Source organism: Mycobacterium sp. SMC-19, from assembly GCF_045310815.1.
GTDB lineage: Bacteria > Actinomycetota > Actinomycetes > Mycobacteriales > Mycobacteriaceae > Mycobacterium.
This window is the reverse complement of record NZ_JBJIAM010000002.1, coordinates 641,134-653,988: the sequence shown is the minus strand read 5'-3', so window position 1 is coordinate 653,988 and position 12,855 is coordinate 641,134. Positions and strand designations below refer to the sequence as shown.

At 67.6% G+C, this 12,855-nt stretch carries 13 protein-coding genes; all 13 read left to right on the top strand.

The genetic code is table 11. The annotated features are described in order from the left end of the window. The first annotated feature begins 358 nt into the window (after window positions 1-358). The 13 genes from ACJH5R_RS07200 to ACJH5R_RS07140 all read left to right on the top strand — a co-directional run bounded on the left by ACJH5R_RS07200 (window position 359) and on the right by ACJH5R_RS07140 (window position 12,854). Window positions 359-658, top strand: coding sequence for a PE family protein (locus ACJH5R_RS07200; RefSeq protein WP_046283697.1), 300 nt, complete (start codon window positions 359-361; stop codon window positions 656-658). Between the two features lie 155 nt (window positions 659-813). Next, window positions 814-1,113: a WXG100 family type VII secretion target gene (locus tag ACJH5R_RS07195; protein ID WP_406757185.1), complete on the top strand. Its 300-nt coding sequence runs from the start codon at window positions 814-816 to the stop codon at window positions 1,111-1,113. Between the two features lie 20 nt (window positions 1,114-1,133). After that, window positions 1,134-1,418 (top strand): WXG100 family type VII secretion target, encoded by a 285-nt coding sequence (locus ACJH5R_RS07190; RefSeq protein ID WP_047317298.1) that lies wholly within the window; start codon window positions 1,134-1,136, stop codon window positions 1,416-1,418. A gap of 148 nt (window positions 1,419-1,566) precedes the next feature. Continuing rightward, on the top strand, window positions 1,567-2,466 hold the full coding sequence (locus ACJH5R_RS07185; RefSeq protein WP_406757184.1) for an ESX secretion-associated protein EspG: 900 nt from the start codon (window positions 1,567-1,569) through the stop codon (window positions 2,464-2,466). 183 nt (window positions 2,467-2,649) lie between these two features. Next, a complete protein-coding gene (gene eccD, locus ACJH5R_RS07180; protein WP_406757183.1) occupies window positions 2,650-4,164 on the top strand; it encodes a type VII secretion integral membrane protein EccD in 1,515 nt (504 codons plus the stop codon). Next, window positions 4,142-5,959, top strand: a complete 1,818-nt coding sequence (locus ACJH5R_RS07175; protein ID WP_406757182.1) for a S8 family serine peptidase — start codon at window positions 4,142-4,144, stop codon at window positions 5,957-5,959. Before eccD ends, ACJH5R_RS07175 begins: the two co-directional genes overlap by 23 nt. 35 nt (window positions 5,960-5,994) lie before the next feature. Continuing rightward, on the top strand, window positions 5,995-7,125 hold the full coding sequence (gene eccE / locus ACJH5R_RS07170; protein WP_406781560.1) for a type VII secretion protein EccE: 1,131 nt from the start codon (window positions 5,995-5,997) through the stop codon (window positions 7,123-7,125). Between the two features lie 32 nt (window positions 7,126-7,157). Beyond that, window positions 7,158-8,948: a type VII secretion AAA-ATPase EccA gene (gene eccA / locus ACJH5R_RS07165; protein ID WP_406757275.1), complete on the top strand. Its 1,791-nt coding sequence runs from the start codon at window positions 7,158-7,160 to the stop codon at window positions 8,946-8,948. A 343-nt stretch (window positions 8,949-9,291) separates the two neighbouring features. Then, on the top strand, window positions 9,292-9,591 hold the full coding sequence (locus tag ACJH5R_RS07160) for a PE family protein (protein WP_046286641.1): 300 nt from the start codon (window positions 9,292-9,294) through the stop codon (window positions 9,589-9,591). Between the two features lie 50 nt (window positions 9,592-9,641). Then, window positions 9,642-9,938, top strand: coding sequence for a WXG100 family type VII secretion target (locus ACJH5R_RS07155; RefSeq protein WP_406757180.1), 297 nt, complete (start codon window positions 9,642-9,644; stop codon window positions 9,936-9,938). Between the two features lie 14 nt (window positions 9,939-9,952). Continuing rightward, window positions 9,953-10,237: a WXG100 family type VII secretion target gene (locus ACJH5R_RS07150; RefSeq protein ID WP_047317298.1), complete on the top strand. Its 285-nt coding sequence runs from the start codon at window positions 9,953-9,955 to the stop codon at window positions 10,235-10,237. 85 nt (window positions 10,238-10,322) lie between these two features. After that, window positions 10,323-11,546, top strand: coding sequence for a PPE family protein (locus ACJH5R_RS07145; protein WP_406781559.1), 1,224 nt, complete (start codon window positions 10,323-10,325; stop codon window positions 11,544-11,546). A gap of 3 nt (window positions 11,547-11,549) precedes the next feature. Then, a complete protein-coding gene (locus ACJH5R_RS07140; protein WP_406781558.1) occupies window positions 11,550-12,854 on the top strand; it encodes a PPE family protein in 1,305 nt (434 codons plus the stop codon). Window position 12,855 lies beyond the last annotated feature (1 nt).

The following is a 12,855-nucleotide window of genomic DNA, read 5'->3' as shown; positions in this document are numbered from 1 at the left end:
CGGACTCCAGCAACCACTGTGACGCCTACAACAGCTTCACGGTGGTTGCTGGCGCTGTCACAGCCCGTCATGGGACTGCGAATTAATCGCGGCAGGATTTTAATCGGGGCGTCGTGACGGCAGGTTTCACAGCAGTGCGCGGCCGCCGACGGTGCTGGAAATAGCAGCGCTGTGTTTTTCCAGTTTGGAGCCATTTCAAGGGCCCAGCGGCCTGGTCGCCGCTGCCGGATTGTTACCCCAGATGAACACTTGTTATCGGCAGGTGAACACTCGGCGTTGTGGCTACTCCCGGGCACTTTGAGCCCTTACGATCGACAGCGGAGAGATTGCTGACCGCGATCGATGAGGAGGGACTCGAATGTCGTTTGTGAATGCGCAGCCAGAAGCGTTGTCAGCTGCCGCTGCGAATCTCAGCGGTATCGGTTCGGCGTTGAACGCGCAGAACGCCGCCGCTGCCGCCCCGACCACCGGCGTGGTCCCGGCCGCTGCTGACGAGGTCTCGGCACTGACCGCGGCGCAGTTCGCTGCGCACGCGACGATGTACCAGCAGGTCAGCGCGCAGGCTGCGGCGATCCACGAGATGTTCGTGGCCACTCTCAACAGCAGTGCGACCTCCTACGCCGCCACCGAGGCAGCCAACGCTGCCGCGGCGGGCTGATCGGAGCCAACCGCATTACCGGCTACGGGCTGATGGAAGGGGAACCATTCATTCGTTCAAAGCCGGTCGTCGGTTACCGACGTAACCGGCGGCAATAACCCGTCAACTACGAAAAACAATCAGAAACAACGAACTTCAGACAAGGAGACAGTGCAGTGGCAACACGTTTTATGACTGATCCGGACGCGATGCGTTCGATGGCGGGCCGTTTTGATGTGCACGCGCAGACGGTGGAGGACGAGGCTCGTCGGATGTGGGCGTCCTCGACGAACATCTCCGGTGCGGGCTGGGGTGGTCTGGCGGAGCGGACCTCGATGGACACCATGGGTCAGATGCAGACCGCGTTTCGCAACATCGTGACCATGCTGCACGGTGTGCGTGATGGGCTGATTCGGGACGCGAACCACTACGAGCAGCAGGAAGCTGCGTCGCAGCAGATCCTGTCGGGCAGCTAGGCAGAGGGAGAAACACGAACATGTCGATCAATTACCAGTTCGGTGATGTGGATGCCCACGGTGCGTTGATTCGTGCGCAGGCTGCTTCGTTGGAGGCTGAGCATCAGGCGATCGTGCACGATGTGCTGGCTGCCGGTGATTTTTGGGGTGGTGCTGGTTCGGTGGCGTGCCAGGAGTTTGTGGCGCAGTTGGGTCGCAACTTCGCGGTGATCTACGAGCAGGCCAACAGCCACGGTCAGAAGGTGCAGTCGGCCGGCAACAACATGGCCAACACCGACGCCTCGGTGGGCTCCAGCTGGGCCTGAGCGCCCCGCAATTTCGCAGCGCGGCAGCACACCCGATCCACGGGTGTGCTGTCGCGTGCTGCAATTGGCGGGTGGTGCCGAGCGGTCGCGCCCTCTCGCGTGATCCAATAGCCAAGTACATCGACCAACCCGTAAGAGGAGGGTAGTGATGGACCCGAGCACTCGCACCGACATCACCGTCAACGTCGAGGGTTTCTGGATGCTGCAGGCGCTGCTGGACATCCGCCATGTTGCACCCGAGTTACGTTGTCGGCCTTATGTTTCCACTGACTCGAGTGACTGGTTGTCCGAGCATCCCGGCATGGCGGTGATGCGCGAGCAGGGCATCGTCGTCGACGACGAGGTCAACGAGACCGTCGCAGCACGAATGCGGGTGCTCGCGGCACCCGATCTCGAGGTGATCGCGCTGCTGTCGCTGGGCAAGCTGCGTTACGGGGTCATCGACGCCGAAGACCAGGAACCCGGCACCCGCGACATCCCCGACAACGAGTTCCGGGTGCTGTTGGCGCGGCGCGGTGAGCACTGGGTGTCGGCGGTACGCGTCGGCACCGACATCACCGTCGACGACGTCTCGGTGACCGACCCCGCCTCGATCGCCGCGCTGGTGATCGACGGTATGGAATCCATCCACCACGCTGACCCGGCCCAGATCACCGCGGTCAACGTGCCGATGGAGGAGATGCTGGAGGCCACCCAGAGCTGGCAGGATTCGGGTTTCAACATTTTCACCGGGGGAGACCTGCGCCGGATGGGAATCAGTGCCGCCACCGTCGCGGCGCTGGGACAGGCCTTGTCGGAGCCGGCGGCCGAAGCCGCGGTGTATGCGCGGCAATACCGCGATGACGCGAAGGGTCCGAGTGCCTCGGTGCTGTCGCTCAAAGACGGGTCAGGCGGCCGGATTGCGCTGTATCAGCAGGCGCGCACCGCAGGTTCGGGCGAAGCGTGGCTGGCGATCTGCCCGGCCACTCCGCAGCTGGTTCAGGTGGGCGTCAAGACCGTCCTGGACACCCTGCCCTACGGCGCCTGGAAAACGCATCGGAGGGTCTGACGGACCGCTCGTTAGGTCTGGGCGCCGAATGCCAAGTGTCGCACCGGAAAACTGCGAGTAAACGCGGGTCGTGCGAATAACATGAAGTGCCTTTAGAATTGGACTGACTTTAAAAATGACAAATTGCAAGGCGGCACCTATGGGCTCTATGGGGTCAGTATTCGTCGGTCAGGTGATGCACTCATGACCGCGGCGATCGAGTCGGGACAGGCGGGCGGCGACCTTGCTCCGTCGGCACCCCGGGCCGTGGTGGTCGGGGTCATGGCGGGCGAGGGTGTCCAGATCGGGACGCTGCTCGACGCCGACGCCCCGGTATCGGTGATGCTGGACCCGCTGCTGAAGGTGATCAACGGCCGGCTTGCCGAACTCGAAGAACCCACCCTGCAAGCCGAGGGCCGTGGCCGCTGGGTGTTGTGCCTGGTCGACGGCACGGCGCTGCGGCCGAACCAGTCGCTGACCGAACAGGACGTCTACGACGGCGACCGGTTGTGGCTGCGCTTCATCGAGGACCGGGAGCGGCGCTCGCCGGTCATCGAGCACATCTCCACCGCGGTCTCGGTCAACCTGGCAAAGCGATTCGCCCCGGTCGACGCGGCAACGGCCGTGCGCGTCGGGGTCTCGACCCTGTCGCTGGGTGTGCTGCTGGCCACCGGACTCCTCGCGGGCTGGCGCGTCCAGCACGACAGCTGGCTGACGGCCGGCTTCAGTGCGGGCCTGGCCTTCCTAGTGCTGATCGCCGCCGCACTGATCCTGATGCAGGCGCGCAACGCGTCCGACCGGCGCGTCGGTGACATTCTGCTGGCCACCGGCCTGATCCCCCTGGTGGTGGCGGCCGCGGCGGCGGTGCCCGGCGAGGTGGGCGCAGCGCATGCCGCGCTGGGCTTCGGTGTGGCCGGTATTGCGGCATTGGCTGTCATCCGGCTCACCGGGCGGCAGTTGGCCGCCTACTCGGCCGTTGCCACCATCAGCGTGGCCGTGATGTTCGCCTGCGTGCTGCGGATGCTGTTCCTGACCGGCGCGGTGACCCTCATGACGTGCGTGTACCTGGTCTGTGTGCTGGCTTACCAGTGGGCTCCGTCGCTGTCGCGGTGGCTGGCCGGGCTGCGGCTGCCGGTATTCCCGTCGGCCACCAGCCGCTGGGTGTTCGAGGCCCGCCCCGACCTGCCCACCACGGTGGTGACCACGCCCGGCGCCCCGCCGTCGCTGGAGGGGCCGGAGTCGGTTCGCGAAGTGGTGCTGCGCGCGGAACGGGCGCGGTCGTTCCTGACCGGCCTGCTGTCCGGGCTGGGCGTGCTGATTGCGGTGTGCATGACCGGGCTGTGCGACCCCCACTCGGACCGGTCGTGGCTGCCGCTGCTGCTGGCCGGCCTGACCGCGGGGTTCCTGGTGTTGCGGGGCCGTTCCTTCCGGGATCGCTTGCAGGCGGTCACGGTGACGCTGACCGGGCTGGTGATCGTCGCGGCCGTGGTGGTGCGATTCGCGGTGGTGCTGTGGACGCCCACGGCTCTGGTGGTCGGCGTGGCGGTGCTGGTGCTGGTTCCGATGTTCGGGCTGCTCTCCGCGGTGATCGTGCCGAACACCATCTACAGCCCGCTGTTCCGCAAGTTCGTCGAGTGGATCGAATACCTGTGCCTCATGCCGTTGTTCCCGCTGGCACTGTGGTTGATGAATACCTATGAAGCGATCCGGTACCGGTAGGGGCGTGCGTCGGCTGCAGCGCACCGCGGCCGCCGGCGCCGCGATGATCATGGTGGCCAGCGGCTCGCTGGCCGGTATGCCACCGGCCGGCGCCATCGAGCCGCCCGGGATCGACCCTGCGGCGCTGCCGCCGGACGGTACGCCCGGACCGCCGCAGACCATGCGGCAGACCTCGTACTGCACCGAGGTCGGGGTACTGCCGAACTCCGACTTCCGCGTGCAGCCGGCCTACATGGACATGCTCAACCTGCAGGAGGCCTGGAAATTCGGTCGCGGGGGAGGCGTCACCGTCGCCGTCATCGACACCGGCGTGAGCCCGCACCCGCGGCTGCCGAACCTGATCCCCGGCGGTGACTATGTGATGGCCGGCGGCGACGGTTTGTCGGACTGCGATGCGCACGGCACCTTGGTGGCCTCGCTGATCGCCGCGATGCCCGACAACGGGGTGGCCCCGTTGCCACCGCCCCGTCAGACTCGTCGGCCACCGTCGGTTCCCACCAACGAGCCGCCGCCACCGACGCCGTCGCCGGCGACGACCATCCTGGTGATGCCGCCGCCACAAGCGCCGCCGCCACCGCCTGTCGAGGGCGAGGAACCGGCTCCGGGCCAGGGCCCGGTACCCGCCCCCGCGCCGGCCCCCGCTCCCGCACCCGCTCCTGCTCCGGCACCTGGACCGGCGCCCGGGCCGGCCCCGGGGCCCGGCGCTGCAGCGTCGTCGACGCACACGCCCTCTGGCGCAAGCGCAGGTGCGGTGCGATCGGCCGGCTTCTCCGGTCAGGCCCGGACCGCGCCGGTCGACTTCCGCGCCCCGAGCGCACCGCCACCGGGCGGGGCGCCGGACGCGTTCAGTGGCATCGCGCCCGACGTGCAGGTGATCGCGATCCGGCAGTACAGCGCGGCCTTCGGGCCCAAGGAACCGTTCGCGGACGGACGTGACCCGCAGCTGCGGGAGAAGACCGACGGCATCCGCACCATGGCCCGGGCGATCGTGCACGCCGCCAACATGGGTGCGCAGGTCATCAACATCTCCTCAGCCATCTGCATGAACGTGCGCACGCTCATCGACCAGGCCGATCTGGGTGCGGCGGTGCGCTACGCCGCGGTGGAGAAGAACGCGGTGATCGTCGCCGCCGCCGGTGACGCCAGTTGGCGGGACTGCAAGCAGAACCCCGTCTACAACGCGATGCGCCCCGATGACCCCCGCGACTGGAACGGCGTCAACACCGTGGTGACCCCGGCCTGGTACGACGAGTACGTGTTGACCGTCGGCGCGGTCGATTCGGCGGGCGCACCGATGTCCAAGTCGAGTGTGGCCGGCCCATGGGTGTCGATCGCCGCTCCCGGTACCGACATCGAGGGGCTTTCGCCGCGCGACGACGGGCTGATGAACGCCGTCGACGGCCCGGAGAACTCGCTGCTGGTCCCGTCCGGGACGAGCTTCTCCACGGCGATCGTCTCCGGGGTGGTGGCCCTGGTGCGGGCCAAATACCCGGAACTGTCGGCACACCAGGTGATCAACCGGCTGATCCGGACCGCCCGGCCACCGGCGCGTGGCGTCGACAATGTGGTCGGTTACGGCATCGTCGACCCGGTCGCGGCACTGACCTGGGACGTCCCCGACGTTCCGGCCCAGCCGCCGGAGCGGCTGTCGGCACCGCTGCAGGTACCGCCGATGCCGCCCGAACGTGACATGACACCGGCCTGGGTCGCCGGAGCCGGGCTGTTGGCGGCGCTCGCGGCGGCCGGCGTGGCACTGGGAGTGGCAGCACTGCGACGATCGTCAAGGAACCGATGAAGGCACATCACGCACTAGGTCTGAACCTGTCTTGGATGCGGGTCACCGTGGTCTTTCTGATCGACGTGGGGATCCTGGTCCTCGCCGGTCGCTGGCCCGGTGACCCGAAGGCGGCTGACTACGTGTGGTGGTCCGGTGTCGCCGTCGCCGTGCTGGTCGCGCTCCTCGCGCTGCTCACCTATCGGCGGGTGCCGATCAGCACGATGTGGGCGGCCTGGGTGGCCGATCAGTTCACCGACCCCGACGCGGCGCTGCATCAGGGCCGTGGCGTGGCAATCGATCACCACCGGCGCTTCGGACGCGAGTCGGTCGGTGTCCGCGAGCACGAAGGCCGGCTGGTGACGGTCATCGCGGTGGGCGGGCGGGCCGCGTCGGTGACCGGCCGGCACGGCCGAGCTGCGGAGGCGACCCTGCCGGTGGAGCGCCTGGCCGCCGGGCTGCGCCAGTTCGACGTGCGGCTGGACAGCATCGATGTCGTGTCCGTCGGCACCCGCAAGGATCCGCGCGACGCCGACGACCCCGATGTCGAAGAGAACCCGTCGATGCCCGACCGCCGTCACACCTGGGTGGTGCTGCGGATGGACCCGCAGCACAACGTCAACGCGGTGGCCACGCGCGACTCACTGGCCGCCACCTTGGCGGCCGCCACCGAGCGACTGGCCGAGGAGATCGACGGCCGTCAGCTCAGCGCCCAGGTACTGCACGCCGACGAGTTCGACGCCGTCGACGAGGCGGTACTCGCAGGCCTCGATGCCACCCAGTTGCGGCACCGGTTGTTCCGCGACCGGCCGGCAGGTCAAGTCACCAACTTCTGGGTCTCGCCGAACGACATCAACCCGGAGAATCTCGAACATCTGTGGTACCCCGAGAGCGAAGCAACGGTGGTCACGGTGCGGCTCTCCCGCGGCGGGGGCCGAACCACCGAGATCTCGGTGTTGGCGCGCTATCACACTGCCGACAAGCCCAGCCGCAACGTGCGGTCCGCGCTGAACCGTTTCGTGGGCCGGCGCCAGCTGGAAGCCGTCTGCGCCAGCCTGCCGGCGCCCACCGCCCATCGGCGGATGTCGGTGCCGGGACGGGACTTGCAGGACGGTGAGCAGTTGCCGGTGTCGGTCGATGTGATCGAGGAGTACACACCCGCGGCGGCGGCTGGAGCGCGCGGGTGACCGGACCGGCGACGTCCGACGCGCGCAACGCGATGGTCGCGGGCATGCTGGCCTCCGGGATCTCGGTGAACGGACTGCAGCCGAGTCACAACCCGCAGGTCGCGCTGCAGATGTTCACCACGGCCAGCTCCATCGACCCGAGCATGTGCGATGCCTGGCTGGCTCGGGTGCTAGCCGGTGACTCCGACATCGAGACGCTGGGGAACGCCTGGCGGACGGTTCGGACGTTCGGTTGGGAGACCCGGCGACTGGGCCTGTCCGACTTGGAGTTCCGCCCGGAAGTCTCCGACGGCATGTTCCTGCGCCTGATGGTCACCAGCGTGGAGTCGCTGGCCGCCGCGTATGCCGCGGCGCTGGCCGAAGCCAAGCGCTACGACGAGGCGGCGAAGCTGCTCGACGGCATCGAGCCGCGGAACCCCTTCGAAACCGAACTGGTCAGCTACGTGCGGGGTCTGTTGTACTTCCGGACCGGACGCTGGCCGGACGTGCTCAAGCAGTTCCCGGCAGCGGCGCCCTGGCGCCAGCCCGAACTCAAGGCCGCGGCGGCGGCGATGGCCACCACTGCGCTGGCCTCGCTGGGGGTGTTCGAGGAGGCGACGCGGCGGGCTCAGGAGGCCATCGAGGGCGACCGCGTGCCCGGCGCCGCAAACGTCGCGCTCTACACCCAGGGCATGTGTCTGCGCCATCTGGGCCGCGAGGACGAGGCCGCCGAGTTGCTGCGCCGGGTTTATTCGCGGGACTCCAAATTCACGCCCGCGCGCGAGGCACTGGACAATCCCGACTTTCGCCTGGTGCTGACCGACCCGGAGACCATCGAGGCCCGCACCGATCCGTGGGATCCCGACAGTGCCCCGACCCGTGAACAGGCCGAAGCCGATCGGCACGCCGAAGAGGCCGCCCGGTACCTGGCCGAGGGCGATGCGGAGCTGGCCGCCATGCTTGGCATGGAGCAGGCCAAGCGGGAGATCAAGCTGATCAAGGCGACCACCAAGGTGAATCTGGCGCGCGCCAAGATGGGGCTGCCGGTTCCGGTGGCCTCGCGGCACACCCTGTTGCTCGGCCCGCCCGGCACCGGCAAGACTTCGGTGGCCCGGGCCTTCGCCAAACAGTTGTGCGGCCTGACCGTGCTGCGCAAACCACTGGTGGTGGAGACCAACCGCTCCAAGCTGCTGGGCCGCTACATGGCCGACGCGGAGAAGAACACCGAGGAACTGCTCGAAGGCGCGCTCGGTGGTGCGGTGTTCTTCGACGAGATGCACACCCTGAACGAGCGGGGCTACAGCCAGGGCGACGCGTACGGCAACGCGATCATCAACACGTTGCTGCTCTACATGGAGAATCACCGCGACGAACTGGTGGTGTTCGGTGCCGGCTACGCCAACGCGATGGAGCGGATGCTGGAGGTCAACCAGGGACTGCGGCGCCGCTTCTCGACGGTGATCGAGTTCTTCAGCTACACCCCGCCCGAACTGCTGGAACTGACCAAGATGATGGGCGCGGAGAACGAGGACGTGGTCAGCGACGAGGCTGTCGAGGGACTGCTGCCGTCCTATGAGAAGTTCTACGCCGACGAGAACTACTCCGAGGACGGCGATCTGATCCGGGGCATCGACGTGCTGGGCAACGCCGGTTTCGTCCGCAATGTCGTGGAGAAGGCCCGCGATCACCGCAGTTTCCGTCTCGATGATTCCGAATTGGACGCGGTGCTCTCCGGCGATGTCACCGATTTCAGCGAGGAATGGCTGCATAAGTTCAGGGAATTGACCCGCGAGGACCTCGCCGAAGGACTCAGCGCGGCGGTTGCCGAGAAGAAGCCGTCCTGAACTAACAGTCGCCCGACAGTCGATTCACAGGGTAAGGACCGCTTGTCTGGGTTGACGCTCACCGGTACCGATGCCACCATTGCGCAGGTAAGGGGCCGGTGCTTTTGCCCGGCTCAGTTGGTCTCTGTCGGTGTCAGGAGGTGAGGACGAGAGTTGTGTCCCGGCGATAATTCCCGCTCGGAATCGGCGACTGATTGGTCCCGATCCGACTCCGGCACCGTTTCTGTTATTTGAACCATGTTGCGTTGAGCACGCTCCGGTACGACGTCGTCACGGGGCCTCGGCTCGTCGCAGTCGGTGAGCGTCGGTCGTGCTGCGGCCGGCATTCTTGGAGGAGAGTCCCATGACTTTTGTGAACACCCAGCCGGAGGCGCTGACGGCGGCTGCGGGCAATCTGGCCGCCATCGGTTCGGCGCTCAGTGCTCAGAACGCGGCGGCGGCAACGCCGACCACGGGTGTGGTGCCGGCCGCTGCTGACGAGGTTTCGGCGCTGACCGCTGCGCAGTTCGCCGCGCACGCCAGCATGTACCAGGCCATCAGCGCCCAGGCGGAGGCCATCCACCAAGCGTTCGTGGCCACCTTGAACACCAGCGCCAACACCTACGCAGCGACCGAGGCGGCCAACGCCGCGTCGGCCGGATAGTTCCAAATACCTTTACATCTCAACAACTTTCAAGAATCGAGGAAACAAACATGGCAACACGTTTTATGACCGATCCGGACGCGATGCGTTCGATGGCGGGCCGTTTTGATGTGCACGCGCAGACGGTGGAGGACGAGGCTCGTCGGATGTGGGCGTCCTCGACGAACATCTCCGGTGCGGGCTGGGGTGGTCTGGCCGAGCGGACCTCGATGGACACCATGGGTCAGATGCAGACCGCGTTTCGCAACATCGTGACCATGCTGCACGGTGTGCGGGATGGGCTGATTCGGGACGCGAACCACTACGAGCAGCAGGAAGCTGCTTCCCAGCAGATCCTGTCGAGCTAGAAGGAGAACCGCAGATGTCGATTAACTACCAGTTCGGTGATGTGGATGCTCACGGTGCGTTGATTCGTGCGCAGGCTGCTTCGTTGGAGGCTGAGCATCAGGCGATCGTGCACGATGTGCTGGCTGCCGGTGATTTTTGGGGTGGTGCTGGTTCGGTGGCGTGCCAGGAGTTTGTGGCGCAGTTGGGTCGCAACTTCGCGGTGATCTACGAGCAGGCCAACAGCCACGGTCAGAAGGTGCAGTCGGCCGGCAACAACATGGCCAACACCGACGCCTCGGTGGGCTCCAGCTGGGCCTGATCGGCCGAAACGCGCTGGGGCGCAAGTAATTTTCACCAGCTGATCGGAAATCCGCCCGGTGGTCGATTGACCAAAGGGGACTGGCATGGATTTCGGGCTATTGCCGCCGGAGATCAACTCGGGCCGGATGTATTCCGGCCCGGGTTCCGGTCCCTTGTTGGCTGCTGCCGCCGCGTGGGATGCCCTGGCCGGGGAGTTGACGTCCACCGCGGCGTCATACAGCTCGGTGGTCTCCAGTCTCACCGGTGATGCCTGGTCCGGCCCGACGGCGGCATCGATGGCTTCGGCCGCGCAGCCCTACGCGGGCTGGATGGGCAGCACCTCCGCGCAGGCCCAGCAGACCGCCGTGCAAGCCCGGGTCGCCGCTGCTGCATACGACGTCGCCTTCGGTGCGACGGTCCCGCCACCGGTCATCGCGGCGAACCGTAGCCTGCTCCTGTCCCTGATCGCCACCAACATCCTGGGCCAGAACACCCCGGCTATCGCGGCCACCGAGCTGGAATACGCCGAGATGTGGGCCCAGGATGCGGGAGCTATGTACGGCTACGCCGGCGCGTCGGCCGGCGCCACCGCCCTGCCGCCGTTCGCCACACCGCCGCAGACCACCAACCCAGCCGGTCTGCAGGCCCAGTCCGCGGCAGCGACCCAGGCGGCCGGGGGAGCCGGAGCCGAGACTCAGTCGTCGTTAGCCCAACTGATCTCGATGGTGCCCCAGGCGCTGCAGAGTATGGCGCTATCGGGGTCGGCCCAGGCGGATCCGACCGCGATCCTTGATTTCCTGGCCGGCCCGCTGTCGCCGATCTCGCTGTTCGGTATCGGCGGTATCCCGTACTTGCTGGCGATCCAGTGCGTGCTGCTGCCGATGAACGGGGCGAATGTCGTCTCCTCGGTCAACCGGGCGCTGGGACCCAAACCCTGGCTCGAGGGGCCGCAGGCACTACCGGCAGGAGCGCTGGCGGGAAACCGATTGGTCGGCGCCCCGGTGGTGTCAGCGGCGTCGGGCAACGGCGGCTGGATCGGGCGACTGGCGGTGCCGCAGGGCTGGATAGCGCAGACCCCGACCGCGAAGGCGGTCGCCGCGGTATTTCCCGAAGCCGGCCCGGGAGCCGTTGCGGCAATTGCCGCGGAGGGCGAAAGCGGACTGGCCGGCGACCTGGCTCTAGGCGGTCTGGCCGCGCGGGCCATGAGTGCCACCGGGGCAGCCGCCGGGCGCGGGGAAGGCGGGGCCACCGGACTGGCGGCGTCGAGCAAGCCCAGTAAGCCGAGTAAGGCGACCATCATCGTGATTCCCCCGTCCGCGGCGGACTGATCCGTGTCGGGCGGGGAGTTCGCAGCCTTGCCACCGGAGGTGAACTCTGCGCGGATGTACGCGGGTCCGGGAACCGGCTCGATGCTGGTCGCGGCCGCGGCATGGCGCGGGCTGGCCGGGGAGCTCAGCGCTGCGGCTTCGGCCTACCAACAGGTGGTCTCCGGCCTCACCGGGCAGAGCTGGTTCGGTCCGGCATCGCAGTCGATGGCTGCCGCGGCTGCGCCGTACGCGAACTGGCTCGCCACCACCGCGGTATCGGCGGAGCAGGCGGCGAGCGCGCTGCTGCGGTCCGTGAGCGATTTCGAGCAGGCGTTCGCAGCGACGGTGCCGCCCACGGCGATTGCCGCCAACCGCAGCCTGTTGGCGGTCCTGGTTGCCTCCAACGCGGTGGGGCAGAACGCGGCCTCGATCGCCGAGACCGAGGCCGACTACAACCAGATGTGGTTGCAGGACGCGATGGCAATGTACGGCTACGCGGCCCGCTCGACAGCCGTGACAGCCGTGACAGCCGTGGCGCCGTTCACCGCGCCGCCACCGGTCGTTGACCCGGCCGCGTTACCCGCCCAGGGTGTCGCAACGGGACTGGCCTCCTCGGACAGCACGCATTCCCAGCTGTCGGAGATGCTCGGCGCGATTCCGCACGATTTGCAGGGCCTTTCCGCCGCGGGAAGTGCGCAGGCCGCGCCGAGCGACCCGGTGTCGCAGACCGCGTCCTATATCGAGACTTTGGCGCGGTCGGTCTTGCCCGCCAACGACACCAACATCTCGGTGCTCTACGGGATGGGCCAGTATGCGCGCAACCTCAACACCGACCTCGACATTTCCCAGGCCACCGGCGGCCGAGCCGGATTCGGTTCCGGTACAACGATCTCCACCGCGATCGAATCCACGTCAATCAGGGCCGGCGCCCGGCCGGTGGTGGCTGCGAGCACCGGAACCGCGGGTGCGGTCGGAAAGCTTGCGGTCCCGTCGGCCTGGACCGACTCGGTGCCCGAGGTAGGGACCACTGCGACCTCCGCGCCCGCGACGCCACCGGCAGCCGCGGCAGCCCTTGCACGCCCTGGCGTCGGGGTGGCGGCGGCTGCTGTCGGCGGGCGCGCAGGCCACAGGAGCGGGCGGGCCGAGAGCCATAGCGAGTGGACCACCGCTGAGCTCCTCGGAACCAACGAGGTGCGGCACTGGCATGCCGAACCGGGCGAGCTCAAGGGCCTGCTGGGCGAGGTGGCCACACAACCCGGTGTCCATGAGGTGTACTTCGACGCCGATCAACAGCCGGGCTCGTGCGAAGGTCCCGGGGACGGGGGGTGAC

Coding starts and splice junctions, on each gene's coding strand:
- ACJH5R_RS07200 (WP_046283697.1), top strand. CDS start 359: ATGTCGTTTGTGAATGCGCAGCCAGAAGCGTTGTCAGCTGCCGCTGCG.
- ACJH5R_RS07190 (WP_047317298.1), top strand. CDS start 1,134: ATGTCGATCAATTACCAGTTCGGTGATGTGGATGCCCACGGTGCGTTG.
- ACJH5R_RS07185 (WP_406757184.1), top strand. CDS start 1,567: ATGGACCCGAGCACTCGCACCGACATCACCGTCAACGTCGAGGGTTTC.
- eccD (WP_406757183.1), top strand. CDS start 2,650: ATGACCGCGGCGATCGAGTCGGGACAGGCGGGCGGCGACCTTGCTCCG.
- ACJH5R_RS07175 (WP_406757182.1), top strand. CDS start 4,142: ATGAAGCGATCCGGTACCGGTAGGGGCGTGCGTCGGCTGCAGCGCACC.
- eccE (WP_406781560.1), top strand. CDS start 5,995: ATGCGGGTCACCGTGGTCTTTCTGATCGACGTGGGGATCCTGGTCCTC.
- eccA (WP_406757275.1), top strand. CDS start 7,158: ATGGTCGCGGGCATGCTGGCCTCCGGGATCTCGGTGAACGGACTGCAG.
- ACJH5R_RS07160 (WP_046286641.1), top strand. CDS start 9,292: ATGACTTTTGTGAACACCCAGCCGGAGGCGCTGACGGCGGCTGCGGGC.
- ACJH5R_RS07155 (WP_406757180.1), top strand. CDS start 9,642: ATGGCAACACGTTTTATGACCGATCCGGACGCGATGCGTTCGATGGCG.
- ACJH5R_RS07150 (WP_047317298.1), top strand. CDS start 9,953: ATGTCGATTAACTACCAGTTCGGTGATGTGGATGCTCACGGTGCGTTG.
- ACJH5R_RS07145 (WP_406781559.1), top strand. CDS start 10,323: ATGGATTTCGGGCTATTGCCGCCGGAGATCAACTCGGGCCGGATGTAT.